The following is a 24921-nucleotide window of genomic DNA, read 5'->3' as shown; positions in this document are numbered from 1 at the left end:
ACCAAACGATTCCGATAATGTGGCGATAGCGGGAATGAGGCCAATTCCACCAGATTGGCAGGGTCTTGTTTTCCATGCCTTGGCGCCCGCTTTTCGGTAGAATCGTCGCTCATTTTGACGTCAGCAAGAGATGAGGCGCGGTATGACGGTTCAGTTCCAGGCATTTCACAGCATCAAGGCGATTGGTAATCGGGAGGTGCTGTTCAACTGGTCGAGAACCAATCCCCTCGGGGCGCTGGATCAGGTGTGGCGCCCGAAAACCCGCGACGAGCTGCAGCAACTGCTGCGGGAACACCCCGAGCGCAAGCTGCGCCTTATCGGCTCCGGCCTCTCTTTCGAACCCATTCACAGCGTCTATGCCGAGGGCAGTCAGGCGCTGCTGGTGGACTTGCACCACCTGCGCGGCCAGCTGGCGAAAACCGCCGATACCGTGACCTATCAGGCGGGGACGCCCCTCGATATCGTCTACGGCGATCTTATCGCCATGGAGCGGATGCTGCCGGCTTCCCCCGGGGTTATCGGCATCCAGACTCTGGGCGGCGCCCTCAGCACCGGCACCCACGGTCAGGGGCTGCATCAGTCAGCCCTCTGCGATGCGGTGGAGGCGATGACGGTGATGCTGGCCAATGGCGACATCATCCGGGTGGATCGCACCGACCCGCGCTTCGGCGCCTTCGTGATGGGGATGGGGATGCTCGGCATCCTGCTCGACGTCACCCTGCGTACCGTACCGAACCGCATCATGCGCTGCACCAAGTTCACCACCGATTACCCCTTCCTGTTGGAGCACAACGAGCGGCTCAACCGCGAGCACGGCTTCGTGAAGAGCTGGTGGTTTGCCTGGACCGGCGAGAGCCACATCTGGCTGGTGGATCCCGCCTCCGATGACGAGGTGGTCCGCTACCGCGCCGGTGGCAGCGAGCCGCTGCTGCTGGATGGCGATATCGACGCCCGCATGAATGCCACCATAGATGCCACCCTGCAGAAGATGGCGAAAGACACCAAGGATGAGGCGCTGGCCGGTGAGCACTTCGAGACTGTGCGCCGCTTCAAGGATGCCTCCGATCTGGTGGGCAACGTCTATCAGATCCTCTGCAAGGGGATCCCGGCGCCCCAGATCAATTGCGAAGTGGCGGTGCCGCTCCATCGCATGAACGAGGCGCTGGAGACTCTGCAAGCGTGGCAGCAGGCCAATCCGGGCGTGTTGCACTACCCCTTTATCCTGCGCTGCACCGGCCCCTCCGAGGCCTGGCTCAGTGCCGCCTACGGCCAGCCGGTCTGCTGGATCGGTTTTCTGGTCTATCTGGCGGCGGACGGCACCTTCGTCAACGGCTCCATGGAGCAGATGCGCGAGCTGCAGCAACTGCTGGTGCCGCTCGGCGGCATTCCCCACTTCGGCAAGCATCTGGCGATGGATCTCTACGACTTTCCGGCCCTGCTGCCGCGCTGGAACGACTTCGTGGCCTTGCAGCGTGAACTCGACCCCCACGGCCGCTTTGAAAACCGCTGGCTCAGCGACCTGTTTGCCAACCGGTAAGGACTCGACATGACCGATATGCAAGATACCCGTATCCCAGTGACCCTGCTGACCGGCTTTCTCGGCAGCGGCAAGACCACCTTGCTCAACCACTGGGTCAAGCAGCCGGAACTCGGCGAGTGTGCTGTGTTGATCAACGAGTTCGGCTCGGTGGGGCTGGATCACCATCTGGTGCAGCAGGTAGATGAGCAGGTGATGCTGCTCGACTCCGGCTGCATCTGCTGCTCGGTGCAGGGCTCTCTGGTGGAGGCGTTGCAGGGGCTCTTTATGAAGGCCATCCAGCGCAAGATCAAACCGTTCAAGCGGCTGATTATCGAGACCACTGGCCTCGCCGATCCGGCCCCCGTGCTCTTCACGTTGAGGGAAGAGGGCTTTATCGCCCAGCGCTACCGCTTCGATGGCACCGTCACCGTGGTGGATGCCGGTCATATCGAGCAGCAGTTGGCGGCCCAGTATGAGGCGGTGAAACAGGTGGCGCTGGCGGATCTGCTGGTGGTGAGCAAGGGCGATCTGGTGGATGGCGAGCAGCTGGCTCGGGTCGAAGCTCAACTGGCGGCACTCAATCCGGCAGCGCCGCTCCAGCTGGTGACCAATGGCGAGCTTTCGCCCAAGGTGCTGGAGAAGCTGGGTGCCTACAACGAAGCGGCCGGGCGCGATGTGCGCCAGCTGCTGGCATGGCTGCGCACCGAATCCCCCAAGCAGGGGCTGGCGTCACCGATGCAACCCAAGATGCAGCCGTTCGCCGCCAAGGTGGGCACCGCTGCGCCCACCCACTTCGAGCACGGCAACATCGAAAGTTTCTCTTTGCGCATCGGCGAGCCGCTCAAGCCCTCTCGTCTGCTGGCTGCGATCGATGCGGTACAGGCACAGTATGGTGATGCACTGCTGCGCCTAAAGGGGATCTTGCAGCTGGAAGGGGAGAGTCAGCCGGTGGTGATCCACGGCGTCCACGGTCAGCTCTATCCGCTGCAGGCACTGGGTGAGTGGCCGGAGGGCAAGGCCCAGTCCCGACTGGTGTTTATCGTGAAAACTCAGGACAAGGCGGGGATAGAGCGGTTGTTCCTTGATACGCTCAAGGCTCCCGAGCCCAGCCTCGAAGAGCAGCTCAAGGCCATGCTTGGCCAGCCGGATGCCTGATGTCTGACATGACCCGCCCGTAACAACGAGAGCGGGTCTTTTTATTCCTGAAGTGGAGGTGGTCTGTTATGGCGGAAGTTTCACTCGGGGTGACCCCGGCCCAGCGCAAGTGGCTGCCCATGCTGGCGGCTGTCGGCTTTTTCATGCAGTCGCTGGATGGCACCATTCTCAATACCGCTCTGCCCAGCATGGCCGAGACGCTGGGGGAGAGCCCGCTGCAGATGCAGTCGGTGGTGATCGCCTACATGCTGACGGTGGCCCTGCTTATCCCGGCCTCCGGCTGGCTGGCGGACAGGTTCGGTACCCGTCGCATCTATCTGGCGGCAATCTCGCTGTTCACCCTCGGTTCGCTGGCTTGTGCCGCCTCCGGTTCGCTCTCGATGCTGGTGGCAGCCCGGGTGCTGCAGGGGATTGGCGGCGCGCTGTTGATGCCGGTCGGGCGACTGGCGGTGCTGCGGGTCTATGACAAGCGGGAGCTGCTGCGGGTGATGTCGTTCGTCACCATTCCGGGGCTGCTTGGCCCGCTGATGGGGCCGGCGCTCGGTGGCTGGCTGGTCGAGGTGGCGAGCTGGCACTGGGTCTTTCTGATTAACCTGCCGGTGGGGGTGATCGGCTTTATGGCGAGCTGGTACTTTATGCCCGATCTTCGTCAGGCTACCGCCCGTTTTGACTGGCAGGGCTTCGTGCTGTTCAGCCTCGGCATGGTGCTGGTGTCGGTCGGTTTGCAGGGGCTGGGGGAGCACAGCATCTCCACCGGCTGGGCGCTGTTTGCGTTGATCTTCGGGCTGGCGGCGATGGCGAGCTACTGGCTTTATGCCGCCAGTGCGGAGCAGCCGCTCTTCAGCCTGAACCTGTTCAAGACCGCCACCTTCGCCATCGGGGTTTGGGGCAACCTGTTTGCCCGACTTGGCAGCGGTGCCATGCCGTTCCTCACCCCGCTCTTTCTGCAACTGGGGCTCGGCTTCTCCCCGAGCAAGGCGGGGATGACCATGATCCCGACGGTGCTGGGCGCCATGCTGACCAAGACGCTGGTGAACAAGCTCATCCCCAGGGTGGGCTATCGCCGGATCCTGATCGGCAACACCCTGTTGCTCGGTGCCATGATCGCCAGCTTCTACTTTATTGACAACCAGCTTCCCTATGGCGTGCTGCTGGGCTGGCTGGCGATCTTCGGCGCCATCAACTCGCTGCAGTTCTCCGCCATGAACACTCTTACGCTGCAAGATCTCAGCCCGACCCTGGCCAGTAGCGGCAATGGCCTGCTCTCGGTGGTGATGCAGCTTTCCATGAGTTTGGGGGTTGCGATTGCCGCCAGCTTGCTGGGGCTCTTCTCGGCGGGCACCTCAGCCGCCAACGGCCAGTGGCTGGCAGGGTTCCACCTTACCTACCTCTGTGTCGGCCTGCTCTCCATGCTGGCGGCGCTGATCTTCGCCCAACTGGCGCGAGACGGGGGCACGACTTCGGCTCAGGTCAGAGGATAAGAAAGAACAGGATAAGAAGTCATATCAACGAAAAGGGCACCGCGAGGTGCCCTTGTCGATCAGTGGTGCAGCAGCTCCCGCGCTTCCCAGTGAAAGGGAATGGGGCACAGCTGCTGGGAGGCCTTGTCGTAGCTCTCCCACAGCTCGCCCATGGTGCGGCCATCGACGGGGTGGCGTAGTCCGGGCGCCAGCTCGGCCAGCGGCCAGAGCACGAAGGCGTTGGTGAGGATCTCGCCGCGCGGCAGCACCAGTGGCGTCTCGCAGACCAGTTCGCCATAGAGCAGCAGGTCGAGATCCAGCGTGCGCGGGGCGAACTTCTTGGCATCCGGCTCGCGGCCGTGGGCGAACTCCATCTCGCGCAGCAGCTGGCAGACGGTAACCAGCGGCAGGTCGGTCTCGGCTGCGGCAACAAGGTTGTAGAAAGGACGGCCGTTGAAGCCCACCGCTTCACTCTCGAATACCCGGGAGACCCGCAGCTCGCCGAAGGCAGCGTGCAATGCATCGAGTCCTGCGCGGATATGGCGCTCTCGCTCGATGTTGGAACCAAGGCTGATATAGATAGTGGTCATCAGTTGCTGCTCGCCGCTGGGGTGCGGTGGCGCAGGATCTCGACTCCGACACCGGCGGCATTGGGTACGGCGCCCGGCTTGGTGAGGGTGACTTTGACCCACTGCACCCGCTCGTCGGCGAGTACCAGCATGGCGACCTGCTCGGCCATGGTCTCGACCAGCTCGACTATCTTGCCGGTGACATGCTCGCAGATCTTGTTGGAGAGGTCGGCATAATCCAGTGCCAGATTGATGTCGTCGGTTGCGGCGGCGGGGCGGTTGTCGAACCCCATTTCGAGGTCAAAACGGAGCTTCTGGCGAATGCCTTTCTCCCACTCATATACACCTATGGTGGTCAAAACCTCGAGTCCGCGAATAAACACCTTGTCCATGACTGTACTTCTTCTTTACTCTTGATGGGCTGTGATGACAGCGCAGGGATGCTGGCCGGGCAACAGGCTTGCCGAGGCGCTCTGGGTGGGCATGGGCCCATGCCAGCGTTGTGGCCCGCATCATACCCCATTCATATCGTGGTAAAAACGACCAAGATGACGGCCCTGACGATTTTGATGATTATTCTGGCCTACCTGGGTGGTTCACTATCCAGTGCTGTGCTGGTCTCCCGCTGCAGTGGTCTGCCCGACCCGCGGGATCATGGTTCCCACAACCCCGGCGCCACCAATGTGCTGCGCCTCGGTGGCCGGCTGGCAGCGCTGGTGGTGCTGCTGCTCGATGTGCTCAAGGGAACGGCGCCTGTCTATCTCGCCTGGTATCTGCAAATAAAGCCGGTCTACCTCGGCTTTATCGGGGTGGCTGCCTGCCTTGGCCACATGTACCCCATCTTCTTTCATTTTCGCGGTGGCAAGGGGGTGGCGACGGCGCTGGGCACCATGATGCCGCTCGGCTTCACCATGGGGGGCGCTGTCATCGGCACCTGGCTGCTGGTGTTGCTGGCAAGCGGCTACTCTTCGCTGGCCTCCATCATTACCGTGCTGCTCACGCCACTCTTTACCTACCAGCTCAAACCCGAATACACCCTCCCTGTCTCGCTGCTCTCCTGCCTTATCCTGATCCGCCATCACGAGAACATCTCCCGCTTGCTCAAGGGGGAAGAACCCAGAGTCTGGCGGCGAAAAGGGTGTGCCTGTGGCGAGGAAGTGGGAAAAACGGGTGATGTTGAGCAAAAAAGAGACGAACGAGACAAAAAGTAAAATTTCCCGTTGACCATCCGCCTTAAAATCCGTTTAATAGCGCCCACGCCCAGATAGCTCAGTCGGTAGAGCAGGGGATTGAAAATCCCCGTGTCGGCGGTTCGATTCCGTCTCTGGGCACCAAATTTTGGTGCCATGAAATAAAAAATTTGTTCATGCACAATGGTTTAAAGTGTGCCGGCTTAGCTCAGTAGGTAGAGCAACTGACTTGTAATCAGTAGGTCACCAGTTCGATTCCGGTAGCCGGCACCATTTGCCCAGATAGCTCAGTCGGTAGAGCAGGGGATTGAAAATCCCCGTGTCGGCGGTTCGATTCCGTCTCTGGGCACCACTAATAATTCCTCCTTAGCTCAGTCGGTAGAGCGACGGACTGTTAATCCGCAGGTCGCTGGTTCGAGCCCAGCAGGAGGAGCCAAACCGAAAAGCCCTTGTCGCAAGACAAGGGCTTTTTTTCTTTGGTTCAATACCGCTTTTTTACCATAACAACAATCACACACGCACAGAATGACGGCAGGATAGATATGGAAAATCAAGTAGTTATAGACTCAAAGGGGCGACTGGCCACCATCCGCGAGTGGCTTGAGCCCGTGCTGGTGCTGCTGATCCTGGGCAGCCTGTTTGGCTACCTCGGCAGCCAGATGGGCCTCTCCGCCATGGTCAACACCCTGTTCAATACCGCCCACCAGCTGCTGCTCAATACCGTGCTCTTCATCATGGGGATCACCGTACTTTCCGGCGCTCTCAGCCAGCTGTTGAGCGAATTCGGGGTGATCCGGCTGCTGGAGGTGCTGCTGGCACCCCTGATGAAGCCGGTGTTCCGCTTGCCGGGGCGCACCGCGCTGGCGGCGCTGATGACCTTCTTCTCCGATAACCCGGCGGTGATCAGCCTTGCTAAGGACAGCCGCTTTCGCAAGGGCTTCACCCCCTGGCAACTGGTGTCTCTGACCAACTTCGGTACCGCCTTCGGTATGGGCCTGATCGTGGTGACCTTTATGGCCACCCTGCAGCTACCGGGCGGGGAGTCCACCGCCAGCGCGGCGCTGATCGGTCTGCTCGGCGCTCTGGTTGGCTCGGTGGTATCTACTCGGCTGATGCAGCGGATGATCCGCCCGCTGGTGGGCGAGGTGCTGGACGATGAGCCGGCTGATGCCAAGGGGCACAAGGTCGGGGTCAGCAAGGAGGCTGCGCCGGGCTGGCTGCGGATCCTCAACTCGTTGCTCGATGGCGGCAAATCCGGTGTGGAGCTGGGGATGGCGGTGATCCCGGGTGTGCTCATCATCAGCACCTTCGTCATGCTGCTCACCTTCGGCCCGGGGGAGAAGGGCTATACCGGCGAAGCGTTTCAGGGGGTTGCCCTGCTGCCGGTGCTGGCTGCCAAGGTAAGCTGGCTGTTTGACCTGCTGTTCGGCTTCCAGCAGCCGGAGCTGGTCGCCTTCCCGGCTACCTCGCTCGGTGCGGTCGGTGCCGCCATGTCGCTGGTGCCCCCCTTTATTGCCAAGGGGTGGATCACCGGCAACGAGGTGGCAGTGTTTACCGCCATGGGGATGTGCTGGAGCGGCTTTTTGAGCACCCACACCGCCATGCTTGATGCCCTCGGCTATCGCCATCTCACCTCCCGCGCCATTGTCGCCCACACCATCGGCGGCCTGTGCGCCGGGGTGGCAGCGCACCAGCTTTATATGCTGCTGGGCTGAGTCGGGTTCAGATACGGACATAAAAAGAGGCTCTTCGGAGCCTCTTTGCATTTCTCGTGGTGAGTAAGTTGGGTTGTGTGTTTTTTTATTCAGTTTGTGTGAGTGAGCCCCCGGTATTGAGAGCTGAAAAGAGATTAATCTGAGTGTTCCAAATGGTGACTGGAGGCATTTTCATGGGTTGGTATGAGTTAAAACTTTCTAGCAGTAAGCAACATTACTTTGTACTAAAAGCGGGAAACGGCGAGGTAATCCTGACTAGCGAGATGTACAACAGTCGTGCTTCAGCGGAGAACGGTATCGCATCGGTGCAGACCAATTCACCTGAACGAGCCAATTATGACCTGAAACCGGCTGTAAACGGGAAGTGGCACTTTAACCTGAAGGCCAAGAACCACCAGATCATTGGTGTGAGCCAGATGTACGCTAGCGAGTCATCAGCCGAGAACGGCATTGCCTCTGTGCAAACTAACGGCCCATCCAAGACAGTTAAGGATTTGACCCAGTCATAATTGGATTAATTTGAGATTCATATGCAGCTGCGTTAAGTCGAGAACATGTATTTCCGAAGGGGGGCATAGTGCCCCCCTTCTACGTTTGTGGTTGCTGGTTTCTGTTCCATAACCTGGCCCGGTCTATATCTGGTCTGGGTGGTCAAGGTATGTGCGTGGAGCACTTCGTCACAGAGATGAGTAGATAAGCAAGCTCGTCGTCAGGCCATTTTTCCGGTCGCCAGCTCCGGTCTTTACCGCTGTGCGCAGTGGCTATGGTAAGACCGGAGACAAGACCGGAGAGACGCAATCAGAGGGGATGGCAGGCAAGAGCACGGGTAGACGGCAACCCTGATGCCAAAAGTCACCCAAGCAGAGTTGGCCGGGTATGCTCAGTGCGGGTCTGGGGGATAACCGGTCTACAGGCAGAGAATGGTGAGATAGCTTATCGCATTTGACTTTGGCGGGATTTAAGAGGAACCTTATTTTGCGCAGAAATGCACAAGTTGTGCAATTTTACACAATCTGGAGGGTGTAATGGCTAAAGTCCAAATTCCGAAACTCAAATCTTTACCTGCGTCAGGCGCTAGGCGTTATGAACAGGCACATTTCATATGGATTATATTATCGGGCTGGGTGCTTTTTAATCCAGGAAAAACAATCACCTATGGTGAGTTAGCTAAGCTGCTTGGATATCAACCTCAAGCTGGCATCACTTTGGGAAATGCCTTGGGTATCGTATCCCTCTACTGCCTCTACAACGATCTCCCTCCGCTGAGTTGTATTGTCGTGATTAAAGACACAAATACACCGGGTTGGGAGGACTTGATACCCAAAGGGTCAACGTTGGAGGAGGAGCAGCGCAAGGTGTGGAATACAAAATGGCATCTATATAGAACGCCATCATCGGGAACTTTAAGAAGGACACGTGAAGAACTGGAATGGGCTGATTACCTCTAACGTATCTGTGCGCGCTTCAAACACATATTAAAACCATGTTCATCCAGAACATGAGGCCCTGAGCTAACCCCTCAGGGCCTTTTTCATATCCACGATTTAAAGGACAGGACATGTTTATCCATCAAATTTTGCGCAAACAAGTAGCAGCGATCAGCATCAAGCCCATGAGAGACGGCAGTATAGATTTCACGGTAAAGGGCAGCACCAAGGGAGCAATTAAGGGGGCTATCACTGGAGCTGGCGTCGGTGCCAGAGGCGGTATCCCAGGAGCCGTCGCAGGCACCATCATCGGCGGCACTATCGGCTACATCACCGGCCCAGCAGACTAAGGGAGACTGCCATGGATGAGTTCATTCAAGAAGGGAAATACGCATCCCACGAAACACTCAAAGGGTATGCCTACAGCTGGCAAACGCTGAGCTTGTTGATGCAGGAGGTCATTACATGCGGCATGTATGTTCCTGAGTTCCTGCCAGAGGAAAATCAACCTGTGCTGCTGGTCGTGGTCAAAGAGGCGACCGTGCTCAAGGCCAAGTCCCTGCACAGCGAAGAGCCTGAAGTATTGATTTCGATAGCATCCCATACTGGCGAGTCAGTCCGGGATGATGACAACGGTTACTACGCTGACTATTGGCGGTTAGCAGCGGGCACTATCAAGCTGATTGACTGCGCAGAAGATGCCGTGTTCTGGCTGCCTCTCCCAGAAGTGGGAGCATGGGAGCCCTATCGCTTCACTGGGTACGGCACACCGTTCGATGCCCTAACCGCACCACTCCCGGTATTCCAGCATCTGGCCTTCCGCCTCAAACCTGAACAGGCACAGCCCGACTTGGGCACCACCATTTACCTGAAATCCACTATCTGATTTATCCGAGGATCCCAATATGAATAGCAAGACCAACAAGCAAGCCGCCAGCCAGCAGACCAATACCCAGCCCGAGAACAAGGCTAGCGATAAACCCGCGCTGCCTGCCAAGGTTATCTTAACCAGTGGTGTCGCCACCTTGCTCTCACCAGGCTCAACTACCACTGTGGGCTATGAGATAGGCCATGAACCTGAACAGTCTGAGCTGTTGATCCGTCTGACCGGTAGCAGCGGCGGGGGCCTGTGTTCCAAGGAGTGGTTCGGCTTGGCACAAGTCGTAGATCTACTGAAGGAGCAACAGCCAGACAAGGCATTTACCTCTGGCCTGTTCAAGGTGATCTGGCACTTCAAAGGCAGTAGCAATAACGCGGGGTTCCTGGCTGCCGTGCTGCGCCATCTGGAATTGACCAAGGCGGCACCGGAAGTGCGTTTCGGCCATCTGATCACGGGTAAACATACCGAGTGGTTTGACAGCCTCAAGGCCAAGCTGCCAGAGGTCAGCACCACCAACTAACCCACATCGACAGCCCGCTCTATTCCATCACTCGAATACCCACCTTTCAGTTAAAGAGAATCCAATATGAAACCTACCCTTGTTATCACGGGCTTGCCTGTGAGGATAAGTCACGACCTGCAAACGCTACTGGAGCAGACCATCAGCTCGGCGCTGGAGGATTTCCCTGATGAGATCCCGGATGGCACAACACCAGCAGCCCTGACCTTCAACTACCGAGACCCAGACTACAGCGCAACAACCGGAGGTTATCATCCTGTCGAGATCCGTCTTGAACGCTGGGATGACGGCTGGCATCTGCGCTACGTCACTGACTTTGCCTATGTGGGCCAAGGCTGGTGTACCGAGTTGACCAAAGAGTTGGATTTTGATTTCAGCATCGAAGAGTACACCCATTCGATGATGGGAGAGATTTCCCCGGCAGATGTGAATGAGTGGTTTGAGCTCTGGCAGCAGAGTTTTTGTTGCTACGCCCAGATGGACGTTTTCACCCTGACAGTGACGCCAGACTGACGCGCAGACCAGATATCGACCGGAAAGCCGTTGGCCGCGAGTGGGTAAACCATCGGTGGCTAACATCACCGTCAACAGATAAGTCAGTACTACCAGACCGGCACAGGGATCCGACCTCCCTGTGCTGTTTTTTCTTGGGGCAATGACAGTCCCCGTTCACACCAGTTAACAGGAGTTCCACTATGTCAGATCTCCCATCTCGTTTTCGCTTCACCCAAAAAGCGATTGAGGCGTTGCCACCCAATCCCGCAAATGCAAAATCCACGGAGGCTGAATACAGTGACACCCAGATCTCAGGGCTCAAATGCTTGGTGGGGAAAGGGGAGGGCAACAAGAAGTTCCTGATGCGGTATCTGTGGCATGGTCGCAAGCGGGCTATTGCCATAGGGCGCTTTCCAGACGTAGACCTGAACACGGCCAGAGAGATTGCCACAGACTATAAACGGCTGCTGTCACAAGGCATCGACCCCAAGCAACTGAAGGAGGATAAACGGCAAGAGCTCACGTTGCATGAGCTGTTCCAGCTGCATTACCTGCCTTATGCCAAGCATCATAAGCGTTCCTGGCAGAACGACGAGCAGCGGTTCCGGGATCACCTGCAACCGGCGCTGGGCTCTCGGCTGTTATCGGAAATCAATCTGGAGCAAGGGCAAGCCTTGCAAACCAGCCTGATGTGTCAGTGCAAGCCAGCCACCAACAACCGGATCACCACCTTGCTCAAGGCTATCCTGACGTGGAGTGTACGGATGGGGTATCTGGAGCAACATCCATTGGTCTATCTGAAGACGCTCCCCGAGAACAACCAGCGAACCCGATTCCTAGAGAAGGCTGAGATCCGGCGTTTGTTCATGGCGGCGGATGCTGACGAGAATCGCTATGCAGGGCAGTACGTCAAACTGCTGTTGCTGACGGGGCTACGAAAAGATGAGCTGAGGCTGGCCAAGTGGGAGCATATCGACAAGGTGAATCAGACGCTGTTTATCCCGCACACCAAGAACGGCAAGAGCCGGATCCTGCATATGAATCATATGGCGATGCAGGTTTTACAGGATACGCCGGTGATAGCGGGAAACCCCTACCTGTTCCCAGGACAGAAGCCGGGGCAGCCATTGAACAACGTCACCAAGCCATTTAACCGGATGCTGAAACGAGCACAAATCGAAGGGCAAGTATGTATTCATACCTGTCGTCATTCGGTTGCAGCGTTGATTGTCTCCAGCGGTGGCACCTTGTATGACGTACAGGCACAGCTGGGCCATTCAAGCAGCCAATCCAGTCAGCGATATGCCCACCTACACGCCAGCAGATTGCGCCATACCAGCGCACAGGTGGCGAACTGCGTGGAGCAAGCGTTAATCGCTCCCAGCTCAGTCAAAGCGGAGTCGATCGCCTTGCAACGAGCAGGATAAGCAAGCAAATGCAGGGAGTATCCAGGAGGTATCGCTGCCTAACTCGCCAGCCCTTTACTTCGGGGGCTGGCGAGTTTGACCGGTTGGCTGTCTCTCTTGGGGGGCTGGAGTTTATGCGCGGCTGAGGAGAGTGGTATGCCGTGGTATACGGGCTGTGCCCGTAGGGCATCTTGTATAGGAGATTCAGATCCTATAACCCAACAACTTACGTGATCAGCAGAGAAGGGTCGAGTTCCTTCCACTCAACAAGCTCTGTCGGCTTGAATGCAACCCCGGTCACTACTTGTTCAAGGTTGTAGTACAGCAACATGCTTACTCGCTGTTCGCCTACTTTCATTGGGTAATGGTCCACGCCCCCATAACGCCGTTTTATTATTTGATAGGGAGGATGGGAGTTTTTAGGTTGGCCAAATTCTTCGCGCACTTGAGGGCGATACATGTGTTGTTGTAATGGTTCAGGGAGTTCATTCGGGAAAACATATTTGCTGTTTTCCTCTCGTATTAGGTCAATATCGACCTCAACTAACTTTCGGGTTGCCCGATCGAAAGAGAGGAGAACCCCTTCTTTGGCCATGTCGAGGTTGATTTCTGTACAGCCAGAATCACCTTTCGGTTTTGTTTTGTAAGGAATATAGCCAGCTTCAAATAAAGCCTCGTAGGTTTGTCCCAAGTTATTGATTAGTGCCTTCACATTGACCGTCATTTGTACCACCCTTGCTCTTTATTCACTTGGTGCATTGCCTGCCTCGCTTTCTCGATCTCTGCATCACTAAAGCCCTCGTCACGTAGATATCCCTTAATGGCATCAAGGTTACGATCCACGGCAGCTTTAAGGTCTTTCGCATCATTATCAATTTGCGATGGTGTATTACGTCCACCATAAGTTTCACTGCATTTTTGATGGACTTATGGAAGCTTTATTAATTATTGAACGGGTTTGGTGGATAGCGTAAATAAAATAACAGCCAACAGCCCAAGTTGGCTGTTATTTTATGGATTGTTAAATCAACAATGAGGGAGATAGTGGCTTCCAATTTACTAAGGCCGCAGGCTTGAACGTCACAGTCATAGCTTTCAGCTCAGAGTTATAACGCACGAGCATCATTACGGATTTTGCACCTTTAGATAACTCGTAGTAATCGACACCTCCAAATACCCTGTTTATTATTTTATGCGGAGGATGTGAATGTAAAGGTTCGCCAAAGCGCTCACGTATAGAAGGTTTAGACATATCAAGCCACAGAGGAGCTGGCATCTCATTTGGAAATGTATATTTATCATTACGCTCATCAATCAATCGCAATGTCATTTCGATTAGCTTTTGATCTGCTTTGTCAAACGTCAGGAGAACTCCTTCCTTCGCCATATCAAGAGTTATGACAGGGCTGCCAGAATCGCCTTTTGGCTTGGTTTTATATGGAATAAAACCACTATCAAACAATTCTTGATATGTTTTCCCAAAACCATTAATTAAAAATTTCACATCGACAGTCATTAATACCACCCCTGAGACTTATTTATTTTATGCATTTTGTCACGAGCCTGCTCAAGCTCAGCGTCGCTAAAACCCTCATCACGAAGGTAAGGCTTTATTGCGTCGAAGTTATTATCCACGGCTTTTCGTAAGTCACTGGAATCTTTTATGATCTGAGCTCTATCATTGCGAGTGTTTCGTCTGCCATATGTCTCACTATACTTCTGATGAACTGAAGCTGGAATAATAATAGATGCAACGTCCTTTTTGTATGATTTAATTAAGTCTTGGTCCATGTCTGAATCAAGGCTTTTTAAGTACGCCTCTATAGCTGCTTGTGAAGGCATATGGTCAGCATGAGTACCATTTCGGGGTCTCCCTTCAAAATTGCGGAAAAGATCCACCTCCAGCAACTTAACCGGAGGCTTACTAAATACCAAATAAAGTGGAGGAATGCCCAAGGATGCAGGGAAGGTAATGATGCAATCTTCAAGGTCATCACCAGTAGCGGGGAATGTCTCAAGTTCCGCATCCGGCGCATCCGGGATGGGGCGCACCAGAATATTCGACACCTCCAGACCATCCCGCTCAGGGTAGTAGCTGCTGGCATCGGGCACTTCACCACTGCTATCAGGGTACCAAGTGAGCGTAGGCCCACCGGGGATCGCAGCGACAATGGCACTACCTTCTTGCCGAGCTTGCACGATTGGCACTGAATCCATCCCAGATGAGGCGCTAGTGTGGATCCCATAGACCTGCATTCGACCCTGTTCATCTTCGATAAACCGGAAGCGGACCCGGGTAGCTGCACGGCTCATCGCTTGCAACTGCTCGTCGCTGTAGAGGGTGCCATCACCAAGATCAGACGGCCAAAATGCCATCAGAAATGCTCCTGATGCAGCTCCACTGGTACGCAAGGCCCAGGCTCCTAATTCGCTCGGCAAGCTACCAGATATCCTTCCAAGTGCGACTTCACTCGCCGTACTTGTGGCAACAGCACTGGTCATTTAGCGCCTCCTTGTTTGGCATTCGTGGGGATTGGTGCGAGCACTACGGCTTTGCCAAACATGGCTAGCGGTTCAGGCCCAGCAGCGGCCTCAATAGTTGTCAAAGGCACAGAGCTGGACTTGGCGAAAATGAAGGGAGTCGCTTTCTTGATCACTGGAGCAATAACGCTGGACTCAACTTGTTTGAACTCATCACCGACTATCACAGTGCCCGATCCAATGATCACACCACCACAATCAACAGCGCCGCCAGTAATCGCTAAGGGCTTACCATTAACAAGAACCGTGGAAGAGCCTGCGGCGATTTTACGCGGATGGGGTGGATTGTTTGGCTTATCGTGAGGGGCCAGCGCATCCCCTACCCGAGCGGCTGGAATGCCATCAATAAAGACATCTGGAGAGCCTTCGATAATGGGCGTAGGAGGAAAGCCATCATGGTCAGTGCCAATATCACCAATCTTGGCAGCGTGCTTAGACATATCTGCTCCATTGATTCAAATGAATAGCACTTTATTACAGCTTTGCACGTTTTTGAAGCAATTCAACGGTTGCGCACAGCTCGTTACGCCAAATTGAGACCGACTTGGCATTGAGGTTGAGGTGCCAAAGCATAAGCGTTTCCTAACAAAAATCTAACACTGACTGCCCGGAGGGAGCTCGGCTGTACCAACCCGACAAGGCAGCTGAACGTGGTCTAGAAGGCAGGCAAGAGGGGGATGGCCAAGGCATTTTCTGAAGCAAAGAAGCAGGAGCCACAGACAGGGGCATCGCCATCGAGCCAAAAACACCATGGCCCGGATAAGCAATGGTACAAAGACCATCTCACAGGGGGGGGGGGGGTAAGAGGAGGGGCAACAGTTACTCTACCCCAACGCGGATACAACACCGTCCCCAGCACTTCATGCGGGGCATGGCCGCCGAACAACCGGAGCCTGCGCGAGTCCCCCATTTTTGCGCATTACGGGGCGAGTTTTGGCATCGAATGGTGATCGGTCTCGGTGCTTCCTCAGATAGTGAGAGAGGCCGGAGAACCACCGTTATTTGCAGTCGTCACTGAACCTTGCGCACGCAGATCCGCCCGTTTATCAATCTAAAGCAGGATCTTGCCCACATTATCGGCGTCGTGGTCCTCATTCAAGCGGGCTGGGCTAAATGCCAAACGCCAGTCTCCAATACCAACTCTGCTTACCCAAATCACCCTCTGTCGTGAAAATCCAAGTCGACACGCCCTGTCGGGCACTTCAGCGACACTTGGACACCTTTGACAACGATGCTTCCTTGGATGGCAGAACACGACACCTTAGCCCAACGCCTCGGCGTGATCCTGACCAAGCTCAACAACGGGCAGCGGCTGGTGATCTCAGAATTGGCCACCGAGTTCAACGTATCGGCTCGTACTATCCAGCGAGACCTGAATGTCAGACTGGCTTATCTACCACTGGAGCGTGAGGGACAGACCTATTGGCTGGACCCATCCTATTTTGGCAGAGCATCGACTCTCGCCATCCTTCGGCTATGCGAGCAAGTTGGGGCCAAAGCACTGTTCCCGGATGATCACGATACCCTGATCAAGCACTGGCTCAACCCAGCATCAACACCTGTATTCGTCCTCTCGGGCTTTCAACTCGATGATGATGACAGTCATCACCAATGGCTAAAACCACTCGCCAAAGCGATCAGCCAACAGCTCAACGTCAGGCTGACATGGGTTGGTGAGCCAGCAGAGCAAGAGATTGAGCCATATCGTCTGGTCAATAAGCGGGGCCGCTGGTACTTGGCGGGGGTGATGGCAGATGCGCCATTTATCGAACCTTTGTCGAGTATTGCCAGCCTCAAGCAGATAGAGACACCAACAGCGATCAGCGAGTCACAGCAGCAACTTCTTCAACGCCTCATCGAGCAAGAGGCTATCCCCACTCACGAGGTAGTGCTCAAGGCAACTGCACCCATAGCCTACGAATTCAAGCTTCGGAACATCCTACCCGAGCAGGCACTGATCCGAGAGCTGGAGGACGGCAGCATCTTGCTGGCAAGCAGGGTATTCGATGGTGCTCAGCTGCTACCCGTGATCAAAACGTACCTGCCGCACCTTGAAGTGATCAGCCCTGCGGGGATCCAGGCTCTGGTCAAGCGTGACCTCAAGACCCTGCTCAGTCGGATGTAAGCCAAATTTCACGTCATTTATTTCAAACCCCGACACCACCTGTCGGGGCAAATCACCACTATCTGTAGTTCAACCAACAAGGAGCAAAACCATGGGATCTCCCACGATAACTGCGCTATCTGACCTCGTTCTACGCAGTCATGACGATTACGAAGCTGTCTTCGAGCATGTAGCCGCTCACCTGCAAGCAGAGGGTGGCACCATCAAGAAAGCTGATAGGGCCAAAGGAGAGTTGGAAGCATCCTGGAAGTACGGGGTTAACCCGTTCGGCCAACGGGTCACAGTGCATTTCAGCTCACCGGAAGAAGGAATTGTTGAGCTATCGCTGACCGGTTCCTTCGTTGATGCCATTGATACCTTCGGTACGGCCAAGAAGAAAGCCAAAGCGATAGCTGCGGTGATACCCAACCCAATCGATGTGACGGCATGGCCTATTCGTGAACCTTCACCGACACAAGCACCAGTCCAATCAGCACCAGTGGGAAGCACAGTTCACCATCGGGGCAAGCGGAAGGTCTTGATGGCCATCTTGATGTTCTTTGGTGGCGGTCTGGGCCTACATAAGTTCTACACAGGTAATTGGGGCTGGGGTCTGATCTATTTGGCTGCCTGCACAACTGGGATCCCCGTTTTACTGTCGGTCATTGAGTTCATCCGTGTGCTCTGCCTGACCCAAGAAGAGTTCGATAAACGCTACAACTATCAAGCAGTGAGGGCATTCCAATGGGTATGGTAATGATAAAGAAGCTCGCTCTGGCGGCCAGCATTTCACTGCTGATGGTTCCTGCTGCTCAAGCTGGACTGCTCAGCAAATGGGACGAGCTGACCGTGAAAGGAGGCGAACTGGATAGCTGCCCAGGCGTGACCTTGGAGCAGCAGGCCGATAGCTTCTTCAAAGATCCCGATTGGTCAGCAGGTAAAGCCGCCGATGGCCGCAAGCTGGTCAACGTGAGCGGCACCTTTACCTACATGGAACGGCCTGTAAGGGGCATGCTTCAGATGTGGGTTCAAGGTGAGGCATTCAGCGTGGAGGCTCTGGAGATAAACGGCCAGCCACAGCCTGAGATCATGATCGATGCCCTGCTGAGCAAGATGTGTGAGGCAGCACTGAGCCAGCAGCCCACAGGGCTTCAGGAGTCGGCTCAAGCCCGCGCTGATTTACCATTTGTAGGCAAACGGCGTTTCAACTTCTCAGGCGGCAGTGGTACCACCAAGTTCATCACGATCCAGAGTAACGGCCATACCGTTGTTGAGAGTTGCGGCTCGGAATGCAGCATTGATTTCGAAGGGCCATTCACTAACCCACTGAAGTCGCAGTACGGGATCTATCGCGTAGAGGCCAAGCGGATTTTCGAGCTCGACGAGAAGGGACGGAGCAAGACCTGCCAGAAGGAGCTGGGAGAGCCAAGAGATACAAGGTGCAGCGTCGAGCTGTATGTCGCTCAGTAAGAAGATCAGGCGGGAGCTATCCCGCCTTACTTTTCAAGCGTCAGGGCTGCAGTTGAGGTGGAATGAACAGGGGCATGTGCGCGGGATGACAGAGGGCTCAAGAGGCCAGAACCGAGCCATAATAGATGCGCGAATGAAGGCATATGTGCAAAATTCCATACTAAAAAATGTCTTTTTATCAATCAATTAGCGTCGAGGGGTGATAGGGATATGTGGGGTTAGAGAGCGCACCACTCACACCACATAGAGGAGAGCTCTCTAACCCCTGCCATGATGTCCATTACTGCCTATTGAGTGAGCAGTGATTGAACTCTACGTAGTTGCCCATGTCGTCATCGAGTTGGAGCATGTAGCCAGCGCGAGCATCAAGCTCCATCCGTTGCTCATAAGCGGGATGGTGCGGTGGATCTGCACCATCCCACACGTGTTTGCTACTCCATGGCAGCAGTTATTACCAGGCGCGGCTTCCCTGTGTTTGAGTAATGCGCAGGATATCGGAATTGCTCTGTGGGGCTCGGCTTCATTGCAGGGTTACATGTCAATCAGATTGGTCTCTAATGGCTTGATGGTGGCGATCTTTGTTTGTTTCTTATGTCGTATTCGTTACCATTTCCGAGACTGCACACTCAACCCCTGACATGAGCCTGTACCATCCCCCGTCATTTGAACATTGGTGACCGATTAATGGCTCTGACCAGAGCCAAGTCATCCCCTAGGCTCTGCCTCGGTTTCTCGCCTAGGTTTATCTCTTCGGAAATGTATTTTTTTGCAATCCTTTTTAATTCGTACGTCCAAAGGCTTGATGGTGTATTTGCTCGCCATTCGCACTCTTTAATATATCCACGTAAAGCGTTGTCTAAAATTCCATTGCTTTTAGATAGCCTTTCGTTGGTTATTTTGTAGAGTCGTCTTATTTCATCACCCTTCAATGAATCTTCCGCAACATTCGATGATAGAGTTACTTGATATCTTTTGGCTGCTTTGTTCTTCACTAGGTTAATTGTCTCGCCATTCACCCTGTAAATTATTGCATCAATTTTATCTATTTTATTATTCTCTGGACCAAAGACAATGGGAAAGGCTACGGCATACCCCTTGATGATTTTTATTCCAATCTCTGGCTTGCTGTTATTGAATTCAGGTTTTATGAACCCATTCCTGCCATTGTGATAAAAATATTTCCCTATGAAATAACAGTTCATATGCTCTGGGTGATTTTTATTGCATTCGATCCGGATGATTTCTCGAAGCTTTGAGAAGTACAAATGGGCGGTGTTTTTATTTACACCTGCTTTTTTTGCAGCCTTACATATGGTCTCCCCCTCTGAAAAGGCTTCGATCAGGGCCTCTTGACGTGTAACAGGTAATTTTGATGAAAATTTGTTCATATCTATACGGCATTATCTAGGAAAGCTTGTTTTTACTCTATCAGCGAAAACACTGGGGTAGCGACGAGTTTCTGAAAATACATAGCCGCCGGAGTTAATGATTTTGTTTTTTGTCCACTTAATTCAATGGTTTACGGAGTTGGTCTAATTGCGGAATATGCCCTGGCGGTTCAGCAGTGGACCGTGACACCTCTCCCGCTGGCTACAAAGGCGGGAGGAACAATCACTTTCTAAGAGGGAATTCTCATGGCGAAATCTAACTTCATCACGCTTCCAAGTGGAGACGCACTGCTCATCAGCCTGATCGGCTCCTGTACCCATTACCCTGACCATGGCGTGATGATGCTCAATACCAAAGGGGAAAAACTGTTCTGGTACAGTGAAGAGGACAATGTGAAAGCCCGAGCCATCCGGGATGATATCGTGGCAAAGCTCATCGCATAAATTTCGCTCAACCAATTCAAGCTCCTCTATATCTAGATGGGGGAGCTTTTTTTTTCACCCCAAAAATTGGAGTTTTTATGGAAAACATCAAATTTTGCGCTGAGCAAACGCACTCTTCAGAATCCCAAGAGGCCACGGCCAATTATTCTGATTGGATGGTTGCACCTGCATGTGATGAGGCTAATAACCAAGTCAGCTGTGCTGACTCTGTATTTGATTATGCAGATCTTTTAAAGCGGCAAGATGTCGATGACCATAGCACGCTGAAAAAAGATGTGGAGAAAGCCAAGGGTTTGAGTTGTCATGTAGGGATCGATGTCGAATATTATTTCGATGCTATACTCGGGCGGAATGTTCTTCTGACATGCCAGTATTGCTTAAAAATTGGAGACCAGGAATTGAACGGCATTGTTTACATAAAAAGTGACAAAGCTAAGGATCGCCCTCGCTTTCAGCAGTTTATTGGTCAAATATTACATAATGCGAAGCAGAAAGGTGTTATTGAAGAGTATCCAGCCATTGTATATATTTATGGTCATTTCTTGCGCGCTGATATAACCCATTTCAGTGATTTTTGGGCCAAATATAAAACAGTGGTCTCTGGAATAAGACGTACCATTAGTTCCTTGAACGGAGCCTATGCTGTAGATATTGATGATATTGGTGCTCGTCGAACTGGCTCTGGATTGATGAAGCTACGCGATAAGTTCCGAAAAGAAATAGAATGTAAGGTGAAGTTTGTTGACACCTTGCCTTTGACTCCAAGTAGTGCAGGGCTTGATATTGTTGGTGATCTGATCGGTATACCAAAATTAGTCTTACCTGAGGGCTATAGTAAGTCTGATATGAAGCGGTTCATGCTGGAACAGCCCGATTTGTTTCGTGACTATGCTCTACGTGATGCCAAAATTGCAGTGGTTTATGGGCTGAAAATGCAGGGTTTTGCTGAGGGGTTGGGCTTGAAGTCTTTGCCAGCGACCATTGGTTCAATTGCGGTAAATATATTCATCCTGAGCTTGGACAAGCTTGGCCTGGACCTCAATAGCGCAATTGGGGTTGAGGAAATCACAGAGGAGATCTGGGATGAACGTCGAGGCAAACCCCGTACAATTAAGCGTAACCAAGCTACCGCTGCTCGCCTGATATTTGAGGAGTTGGCTCGTCTTTGCTATGCCGGGGGGCGAAATGAAACGTATATGTTCGGGCCTACAGTGTATTGTGTTTTCCATGATGTAGATATTGTCGGTGCCTATTTAACCGCCTTGCTTGGTTTGCGTGTACCTGATTATGAAAATGCACGCCTTGAAAGGGACCCCGATGCCTACCGTGGTGATGTGATGGGTTTTGCGCGGGTACGTTTTAGCTTTCCTGCTGGCACTTCTTACCCTTGCCTGCCTGTTCGCTCACGTGCAGGCTTGATATTCCCTTTGCGTGGGGTCGGCTATTGTGGTGCTGCTGAGATTGAAGCTGCACTGAATATGGGGTGTGATATAGAAATCCTTCAGGGTTGTATCGTGCCATGGGTGAAGGGCAGCCCTCGTATATTCAGTGCCTTTGCTGAGCAAGTGAGGGCTAATCGAGCAAAGTATCCGAAGGGGAGCTTTGAAGAACAGCTATGGAAAGAATGCGGGAACTCATTGTATGGTAAAACTGGGCAGGGTCTGAAAAATAAATCGACCTTTGATATACCAACAGGGTTGAGTAAGGCTATTCCTGCGTCAGCAATCACCAATCCATATTTTGCTGCTTATGTGACTAGCTTTGTTCGCGCAGTTCTTGCGGAGTTGCTGAACAATATTTCGCACCATTACGGGTTAATAAGTGTGACCACAGATGGATTTATTACAACGGCAGACCTTTCCGAGATCCCATTAGACGGGCCCGTGTCTAGTCGCTTTCATAGCCTCTGCCACTCTTCGGAGATGCTGGTAGAGAAGCACCGAGTGCAGCAGTTGATTGCGATGAAGACTCGTGGGCAAGTTACATCCGTTGCGTGTGATGGGTACCCAGAAATACTGGCAAAGGCAGGCGTCAAGCCGCCAGTGCCTCGGCCAGAACATAACAGCTATATGCTCGACCTGTTTCTTCAGCGCGAGCCCGACCAACGTACTGATGCAAGCCACCTAATATCGACGTCTGAGCAGTGGAGAACTGAATCAGACCTCGTGATGTTACAAAAAACACGGCGCTTAAATTTAGAGTTCGACTGGAAGCGGCGACTGGTGAACCCTCGGATGACTGGTGTTGCTGGAGTCGAGCATATCTCTTGTGACAGCGAGCCTTGGGAGACCATCGAACAATGCGAACACGCACGCGCCCTCTTTGATGGTTGGCGTTTACAAGGTAACTGCCTCAAGACCATGGCTGACTGGGCCAGTTGGGAGGACTACTACGAATCGGCCTTGGCTTTACAGGGTTCCAAGATGCGGGTCTGCGCGGATGGCTCGCTGGGCATCTTTACCCGCATTCTGACCCGCTCATTGGTGCAGAAAGCGTGGTACGGCCATACCATGAGCTACAGCGAGATTTCGGCGTTGCTGACGTCGGTGGGCTTGCCCGTGACAGTTGACACCTGCAAGAACAGCAAGCGGGCCAAGCTCTTTGAGCATGTTGTACCGGTGACTGGCGAGGTGCTGCGGGTGCTTGGTCTGCTGCTACGTCAGCTCCCTAGATACCCTCTTGAGCCACTGTTTAAGCCCGGGCGGGTGGATGAGGTTAAACGTCGTTTGGCTGAGATGGGGGTTACCCATGGGTGAACAACAATACGGTCCTCAGATCCTGTTTGAAGCGCAGGCCATGTATCAAGCTATGAAGGTTAAGACCAACTACAATCGGCGAGAGATTTCGGACTTGATCACGCAGCATGTGCCTAGCTTAGCAAATGCGCCCCAGTTCAGGATGGAGTTATCGTCTTTAGTTTTGCGGAAGACTGGGTGGGGCCGGAGGGTCTTCATCAACCAGTTGTTTGACTTGATCGCGGGTCACTTTGGGATCGATGCTCCTCATGATGTGGCCCCTGTTTATGCTTGGGCCACAGCAGCAGCCCCAGAGCCTGTGAATTTAATGGTGGAGGTTGATGACATCCTAGATCTTGATCTAGACCTCCTTGGTCCCGAATCCCCTCCTTGGGGGTAATTATCAAAACGCCGCAGCGAGTTCTGCGGCGTATTTACAGTGACTAATGGCGATTAGGGAGTTCTAAGTCATCTCCCCATTGAATTATCTCATTAGTCCAAGCTAGGACAAGGCATAGACCTAGTCTTTCCACCCCCCACTTACGTCGTTCACTTCCAGCATAACCACCATAAATTTGATATATTTTCTCTTCATAGTAATTTTCAAAGTCACCATAGGCTGTGCTTTCAAGATGAATGCTCAAATCTATATCAGAGCCACATCTTTCTTTTATAAATCTCAAAAGCCTTTTTGATTCAATGGCTTGATGTACTTCATCGATTGTAATGTCGTTATATTTACCTGAGTCAATCAGGCTGTTTATTTGCAGGATGAGTAATGTTAATGCTGTTATCTTCATTTTTTATCCTTATAGTGGAACGGTTTGAAGGGGGGGGGGCACAGCACACTCTACTAATATATATGTAATGCGCTGTGATAAAAATTTCTTTTAAGTGGCTATGTTGATAACCATGTTGCTGCATAGTTAGGATTTATTAATATATACGATATTGCCAGCAGTACTAGTGAAAATATGAGCCATCCTTTTCCTGAAAATGAATATGTGAGCCCTGTCAGTTTCAACCAAAGAGGCTGCATAATCCCATAAGATCTCTGGTTCATTAAAGATATAATATGTAATTGGGATAAGAATATAAATAGTACGACAACAAATAAAATGCCAACACCTAAAACATGCATTAAAACAAAGTAGCGTCCGTAATCACTTAATGCTTTGAAATAAAAACTCCATAGCGAATATTCACTGGCAAGCTTTGATATCTCCGGGTCGAAACTAGAATGTGCTAGATTAAATAAATATAAACATCCACAAAGAAGTACAGATGGGGATATCAGATGAAAAATCCAATCCCTCGATGTTATCTGCCCCTTCAAAAATGCCATTAGTATAGAAGTCATAGAAAACGTTATTGCGAACAGCAATGCGAAGGACATGTAATAATGAATCTGATTTACATATATTGCGTATTTCCAAACTATAAAACCAAATCCCAATAGGAATAGCATCCCTAATCCTTCATCAGATTGGGTATTGGTGGAACTTGACTTTACGTGGGTTACGTAAATGTTTTTAGTCTGCACGACTGTTACGGGGGTTGTGCTTTGGGGTTTTTCAGTTAGACCTGAAAAAATAGCTCCAAATACAATCCCCATTATGGGGCCTATGACCATGCTTTGGAATATAGGGTCGTTGAAGGCACTAATTAGAACGTCCATATTTACTCACTGTTAAATAAAGTGTTTTCCAAATGAGCATTGATGATAAATGGTCCATCATCAATGCTCCTCAGTTATACGCCTAACCTCAATGAGGCAATGATCGCCAATGTGAACAGACGTACTCCAAGCGACCCTGACGACGACGTACATAGGCACAAACATGAACCGATTTATCGTTGTTCATAGCTGACCCCCTCCATTTAGTTGGATTTGTTAGGGAGG

General features: G+C 52.9%; 27 protein-coding genes, 4 tRNA genes and 1 pseudogene. 23 read left to right on the top strand and 9 right to left on the bottom strand.

Going from position 1 to position 24921, the window contains the following annotated elements:
- Nucleotides 1-142: 142 nt before the first annotated feature.
- The 3 genes from AAHA41_RS10930 (at nucleotide 143) to mdtD (ending at nucleotide 4155) form a co-directional block, all read left to right on the top strand.
- Nucleotides 143-1537 carry a D-arabinono-1,4-lactone oxidase gene (locus tag AAHA41_RS10930; protein ID WP_323070517.1) on the top strand — a complete coding sequence of 465 codons (1395 nt, stop codon included), beginning with the start codon at nucleotides 143-145 and terminating at the stop codon, nucleotides 1535-1537.
- Between the two features lie 9 nt (nucleotides 1538-1546).
- Nucleotides 1547-2674, top strand: coding sequence for a GTP-binding protein (locus AAHA41_RS10925; protein ID WP_323070516.1), 1128 nt, complete (start codon nucleotides 1547-1549; stop codon nucleotides 2672-2674).
- Nucleotides 2675-2742: 68 nt separating this feature from the next.
- A complete protein-coding gene (gene mdtD / locus AAHA41_RS10920; RefSeq protein ID WP_255937877.1) occupies nucleotides 2743-4155 on the top strand; it encodes a multidrug transporter subunit MdtD in 1413 nt (470 codons plus the stop codon).
- A gap of 59 nt (nucleotides 4156-4214) precedes the next feature.
- Here mdtD and folK read toward each other — a convergent pair whose 3' ends face one another.
- Nucleotides 4215-4724, bottom strand: coding sequence for a 2-amino-4-hydroxy-6-hydroxymethyldihydropteridine diphosphokinase (folK, locus tag AAHA41_RS10915; RefSeq protein ID WP_323070515.1), 510 nt, complete (start codon nucleotides 4722-4724; stop codon nucleotides 4215-4217).
- Nucleotides 4724-5095: a dihydroneopterin aldolase gene (gene folB, locus AAHA41_RS10910; RefSeq protein ID WP_201968016.1), complete on the bottom strand. Its 372-nt coding sequence runs from the start codon at nucleotides 5093-5095 to the stop codon at nucleotides 4724-4726. Before folB ends, folK begins: the two co-directional genes overlap by 1 nt.
- A 156-nt stretch (nucleotides 5096-5251) precedes the next feature.
- On the opposite strand from folB, the gene plsY reads away from it, so the two are divergent.
- From plsY to AAHA41_RS10845, 13 genes are all read left to right on the top strand, one after another.
- Entirely contained in the window at nucleotides 5252-5914 is a 663-nt protein-coding gene (plsY, locus tag AAHA41_RS10905) for a glycerol-3-phosphate 1-O-acyltransferase PlsY (RefSeq protein WP_323070514.1), read from the top strand.
- Between the two features lie 47 nt (nucleotides 5915-5961).
- Nucleotides 5962-6037: transfer RNA gene (locus AAHA41_RS10900), tRNA-Phe, on the top strand.
- Between the two features lie 53 nt (nucleotides 6038-6090).
- A tRNA-Thr gene (locus AAHA41_RS10895) sits at nucleotides 6091-6166 on the top strand.
- Nucleotides 6167-6169: 3 nt separating this feature from the next.
- Nucleotides 6170-6245: transfer RNA gene (locus AAHA41_RS10890), tRNA-Phe, on the top strand.
- Between the two features lie 8 nt (nucleotides 6246-6253).
- A tRNA-Asn gene (locus tag AAHA41_RS10885) sits at nucleotides 6254-6329 on the top strand.
- Nucleotides 6330-6435: 106 nt separating this feature from the next.
- Nucleotides 6436-7608 (top strand): nucleoside recognition domain-containing protein, encoded by a 1173-nt coding sequence (locus AAHA41_RS10880; protein ID WP_342697327.1) that lies wholly within the window; start codon nucleotides 6436-6438, stop codon nucleotides 7606-7608.
- A 173-nt stretch (nucleotides 7609-7781) separates the two neighbouring features.
- Complete coding sequence (locus AAHA41_RS10875; protein WP_042048757.1) at nucleotides 7782-8117, top strand: YegP family protein; 336 nt, start codon at nucleotides 7782-7784, stop codon at nucleotides 8115-8117.
- A 516-nt stretch (nucleotides 8118-8633) separates the two neighbouring features.
- Nucleotides 8634-9056, top strand: coding sequence for an MGMT family protein (locus AAHA41_RS10870; RefSeq protein WP_139400374.1), 423 nt, complete (start codon nucleotides 8634-8636; stop codon nucleotides 9054-9056).
- A 110-nt stretch (nucleotides 9057-9166) separates the two neighbouring features.
- On the top strand, nucleotides 9167-9385 hold the full coding sequence (locus tag AAHA41_RS10865) for a hypothetical protein (protein WP_076574930.1): 219 nt from the start codon (nucleotides 9167-9169) through the stop codon (nucleotides 9383-9385).
- Between the two features lie 11 nt (nucleotides 9386-9396).
- The gene (locus tag AAHA41_RS10860) at nucleotides 9397-9921 is read left to right on the top strand and encodes a hypothetical protein (RefSeq protein WP_323071462.1); all 525 of its coding nucleotides are present in this window, start codon (nucleotides 9397-9399) and stop codon (nucleotides 9919-9921) included.
- A gap of 19 nt (nucleotides 9922-9940) precedes the next feature.
- Entirely contained in the window at nucleotides 9941-10435 is a 495-nt protein-coding gene (locus tag AAHA41_RS10855) for a hypothetical protein (protein ID WP_323071464.1), read from the top strand.
- 66 nt (nucleotides 10436-10501) lie between these two features.
- Entirely contained in the window at nucleotides 10502-10948 is a 447-nt protein-coding gene (locus AAHA41_RS10850; RefSeq protein ID WP_323071465.1) for a DUF2787 family protein, read from the top strand.
- A gap of 182 nt (nucleotides 10949-11130) precedes the next feature.
- Nucleotides 11131-12357 carry a site-specific integrase gene (locus tag AAHA41_RS10845; protein WP_323071468.1) on the top strand — a complete coding sequence of 409 codons (1227 nt, stop codon included), beginning with the start codon at nucleotides 11131-11133 and terminating at the stop codon, nucleotides 12355-12357.
- 205 nt (nucleotides 12358-12562) lie between these two features.
- Here AAHA41_RS10845 and AAHA41_RS10840 read toward each other — a convergent pair whose 3' ends face one another.
- The 4 genes and pseudogenes from AAHA41_RS10840 to AAHA41_RS10825 form a co-directional block, all read right to left on the bottom strand.
- Nucleotides 12563-13060 carry a DUF6392 family protein gene (locus AAHA41_RS10840; RefSeq protein WP_288030461.1) on the bottom strand — a complete coding sequence of 166 codons (498 nt, stop codon included), beginning with the start codon at nucleotides 13058-13060 and terminating at the stop codon, nucleotides 12563-12565.
- Between the two features lie 297 nt (nucleotides 13061-13357).
- On the bottom strand, nucleotides 13358-13852 hold the full coding sequence (locus AAHA41_RS10835) for a DUF6392 family protein (RefSeq protein ID WP_323071471.1): 495 nt from the start codon (nucleotides 13850-13852) through the stop codon (nucleotides 13358-13360).
- Nucleotides 13852-14838, bottom strand: coding sequence for an S-type pyocin domain-containing protein (locus tag AAHA41_RS10830; protein ID WP_323071472.1), 987 nt, complete (start codon nucleotides 14836-14838; stop codon nucleotides 13852-13854). The genes AAHA41_RS10835 and AAHA41_RS10830 overlap by 1 nt, the downstream gene beginning before the upstream one ends.
- Nucleotides 14839-15032: 194 nt before the next feature.
- A pseudogene (locus tag AAHA41_RS10825) lies at nucleotides 15033-15317 on the bottom strand (type VI secretion system PAAR protein); the annotation flags it as partial.
- 803 nt (nucleotides 15318-16120) lie between these two features.
- Here AAHA41_RS10825 and AAHA41_RS10820 point away from each other — a divergent pair.
- The 4 genes from AAHA41_RS10820 (at nucleotide 16121) to AAHA41_RS10805 (ending at nucleotide 19088) form a co-directional block, all read left to right on the top strand.
- Nucleotides 16121-17002: a WYL domain-containing protein gene (locus tag AAHA41_RS10820; RefSeq protein WP_323071410.1), complete on the top strand. Its 882-nt coding sequence runs from the start codon at nucleotides 16121-16123 to the stop codon at nucleotides 17000-17002.
- 91 nt (nucleotides 17003-17093) lie between these two features.
- A complete protein-coding gene (locus tag AAHA41_RS10815; protein WP_323071412.1) occupies nucleotides 17094-17738 on the top strand; it encodes a TM2 domain-containing protein in 645 nt (214 codons plus the stop codon).
- Nucleotides 17738-18451, top strand: a complete 714-nt coding sequence (locus AAHA41_RS10810) for a hypothetical protein (RefSeq protein WP_323071414.1) — start codon at nucleotides 17738-17740, stop codon at nucleotides 18449-18451. Before AAHA41_RS10815 ends, AAHA41_RS10810 begins: the two co-directional genes overlap by 1 nt.
- A gap of 301 nt (nucleotides 18452-18752) precedes the next feature.
- Complete coding sequence (locus AAHA41_RS10805; RefSeq protein WP_263085290.1) at nucleotides 18753-19088, top strand: hypothetical protein; 336 nt, start codon at nucleotides 18753-18755, stop codon at nucleotides 19086-19088.
- A gap of 22 nt (nucleotides 19089-19110) precedes the next feature.
- On the opposite strand, the gene AAHA41_RS10800 is transcribed toward AAHA41_RS10805, so the two are convergent.
- A complete protein-coding gene (locus tag AAHA41_RS10800; protein WP_263085291.1) occupies nucleotides 19111-19839 on the bottom strand; it encodes a hypothetical protein in 729 nt (242 codons plus the stop codon).
- A 246-nt stretch (nucleotides 19840-20085) separates the two neighbouring features.
- Between AAHA41_RS10800 and AAHA41_RS10795 the strand changes: the two genes are divergently transcribed.
- The 3 genes from AAHA41_RS10795 (at nucleotide 20086) to AAHA41_RS10785 (ending at nucleotide 23418) form a co-directional block, all read left to right on the top strand.
- Nucleotides 20086-20283 (top strand): hypothetical protein, encoded by a 198-nt coding sequence (locus tag AAHA41_RS10795; RefSeq protein WP_263085293.1) that lies wholly within the window; start codon nucleotides 20086-20088, stop codon nucleotides 20281-20283.
- 77 nt (nucleotides 20284-20360) lie between these two features.
- Complete coding sequence (locus AAHA41_RS10790; RefSeq protein ID WP_323071419.1) at nucleotides 20361-23039, top strand: hypothetical protein; 2679 nt, start codon at nucleotides 20361-20363, stop codon at nucleotides 23037-23039.
- The gene (locus AAHA41_RS10785; protein WP_323071421.1) at nucleotides 23032-23418 is read left to right on the top strand and encodes a hypothetical protein; all 387 of its coding nucleotides are present in this window, start codon (nucleotides 23032-23034) and stop codon (nucleotides 23416-23418) included. Before AAHA41_RS10790 ends, AAHA41_RS10785 begins: the two co-directional genes overlap by 8 nt.
- Before the next feature lie 43 nt (nucleotides 23419-23461).
- Here the strand turns inward: AAHA41_RS10785 and AAHA41_RS10780 are convergent, their stop codons facing one another.
- Together AAHA41_RS10780 and AAHA41_RS10775 are read right to left on the bottom strand one after the other, a co-directional pair.
- Complete coding sequence (locus AAHA41_RS10780; protein ID WP_257725912.1) at nucleotides 23462-23818, bottom strand: hypothetical protein; 357 nt, start codon at nucleotides 23816-23818, stop codon at nucleotides 23462-23464.
- Nucleotides 23819-23916: 98 nt separating this feature from the next.
- Nucleotides 23917-24696 carry a hypothetical protein gene (locus AAHA41_RS10775; protein ID WP_164465073.1) on the bottom strand — a complete coding sequence of 260 codons (780 nt, stop codon included), beginning with the start codon at nucleotides 24694-24696 and terminating at the stop codon, nucleotides 23917-23919.
- Nucleotides 24697-24921 lie beyond the last annotated feature (225 nt).

This window comes from Aeromonas sp. SER, assembly GCF_038739615.1.
Lineage (GTDB): Bacteria > Pseudomonadota > Gammaproteobacteria > Enterobacterales > Aeromonadaceae > Aeromonas > Aeromonas jandaei.
The sequence above is the reverse complement of the archived record's forward strand: the minus strand, read 5'-3'. Positions and strand labels throughout refer to the sequence as shown.

Coding starts and splice junctions, on each gene's coding strand:
- AAHA41_RS10930 (WP_323070517.1), top strand. CDS start 143: ATGACGGTTCAGTTCCAGGCATTTCACAGCATCAAGGCGATTGGTAAT.
- AAHA41_RS10925 (WP_323070516.1), top strand. CDS start 1,547: ATGACCGATATGCAAGATACCCGTATCCCAGTGACCCTGCTGACCGGC.
- mdtD (WP_255937877.1), top strand. CDS start 2,743: ATGGCGGAAGTTTCACTCGGGGTGACCCCGGCCCAGCGCAAGTGGCTG.
- folK (WP_323070515.1), bottom strand. CDS start 4,724: ATGACCACTATCTATATCAGCCTTGGTTCCAACATCGAGCGAGAGCGC.
- folB (WP_201968016.1), bottom strand. CDS start 5,095: ATGGACAAGGTGTTTATTCGCGGACTCGAGGTTTTGACCACCATAGGT.
- plsY (WP_323070514.1), top strand. CDS start 5,252: ATGACGGCCCTGACGATTTTGATGATTATTCTGGCCTACCTGGGTGGT.
- AAHA41_RS10880 (WP_342697327.1), top strand. CDS start 6,436: ATGGAAAATCAAGTAGTTATAGACTCAAAGGGGCGACTGGCCACCATC.
- AAHA41_RS10875 (WP_042048757.1), top strand. CDS start 7,782: ATGGGTTGGTATGAGTTAAAACTTTCTAGCAGTAAGCAACATTACTTT.
- AAHA41_RS10870 (WP_139400374.1), top strand. CDS start 8,634: ATGGCTAAAGTCCAAATTCCGAAACTCAAATCTTTACCTGCGTCAGGC.
- AAHA41_RS10865 (WP_076574930.1), top strand. CDS start 9,167: ATGTTTATCCATCAAATTTTGCGCAAACAAGTAGCAGCGATCAGCATC.
- AAHA41_RS10860 (WP_323071462.1), top strand. CDS start 9,397: ATGGATGAGTTCATTCAAGAAGGGAAATACGCATCCCACGAAACACTC.
- AAHA41_RS10855 (WP_323071464.1), top strand. CDS start 9,941: ATGAATAGCAAGACCAACAAGCAAGCCGCCAGCCAGCAGACCAATACC.
- AAHA41_RS10850 (WP_323071465.1), top strand. CDS start 10,502: ATGAAACCTACCCTTGTTATCACGGGCTTGCCTGTGAGGATAAGTCAC.
- AAHA41_RS10845 (WP_323071468.1), top strand. CDS start 11,131: ATGTCAGATCTCCCATCTCGTTTTCGCTTCACCCAAAAAGCGATTGAG.
- AAHA41_RS10840 (WP_288030461.1), bottom strand. CDS start 13,060: ATGACGGTCAATGTGAAGGCACTAATCAATAACTTGGGACAAACCTAC.
- AAHA41_RS10835 (WP_323071471.1), bottom strand. CDS start 13,852: ATGACTGTCGATGTGAAATTTTTAATTAATGGTTTTGGGAAAACATAT.
- AAHA41_RS10830 (WP_323071472.1), bottom strand. CDS start 14,838: ATGACCAGTGCTGTTGCCACAAGTACGGCGAGTGAAGTCGCACTTGGA.
- AAHA41_RS10820 (WP_323071410.1), top strand. CDS start 16,121: ATGGCAGAACACGACACCTTAGCCCAACGCCTCGGCGTGATCCTGACC.
- AAHA41_RS10815 (WP_323071412.1), top strand. CDS start 17,094: ATGGGATCTCCCACGATAACTGCGCTATCTGACCTCGTTCTACGCAGT.
- AAHA41_RS10810 (WP_323071414.1), top strand. CDS start 17,738: ATGATAAAGAAGCTCGCTCTGGCGGCCAGCATTTCACTGCTGATGGTT.
- AAHA41_RS10800 (WP_263085291.1), bottom strand. CDS start 19,839: ATGAACAAATTTTCATCAAAATTACCTGTTACACGTCAAGAGGCCCTG.
- AAHA41_RS10795 (WP_263085293.1), top strand. CDS start 20,086: ATGGCGAAATCTAACTTCATCACGCTTCCAAGTGGAGACGCACTGCTC.
- AAHA41_RS10790 (WP_323071419.1), top strand. CDS start 20,361: ATGGAAAACATCAAATTTTGCGCTGAGCAAACGCACTCTTCAGAATCC.
- AAHA41_RS10785 (WP_323071421.1), top strand. CDS start 23,032: ATGGGTGAACAACAATACGGTCCTCAGATCCTGTTTGAAGCGCAGGCC.
- AAHA41_RS10780 (WP_257725912.1), bottom strand. CDS start 23,818: ATGAAGATAACAGCATTAACATTACTCATCCTGCAAATAAACAGCCTG.
- AAHA41_RS10775 (WP_164465073.1), bottom strand. CDS start 24,696: ATGGACGTTCTAATTAGTGCCTTCAACGACCCTATATTCCAAAGCATG.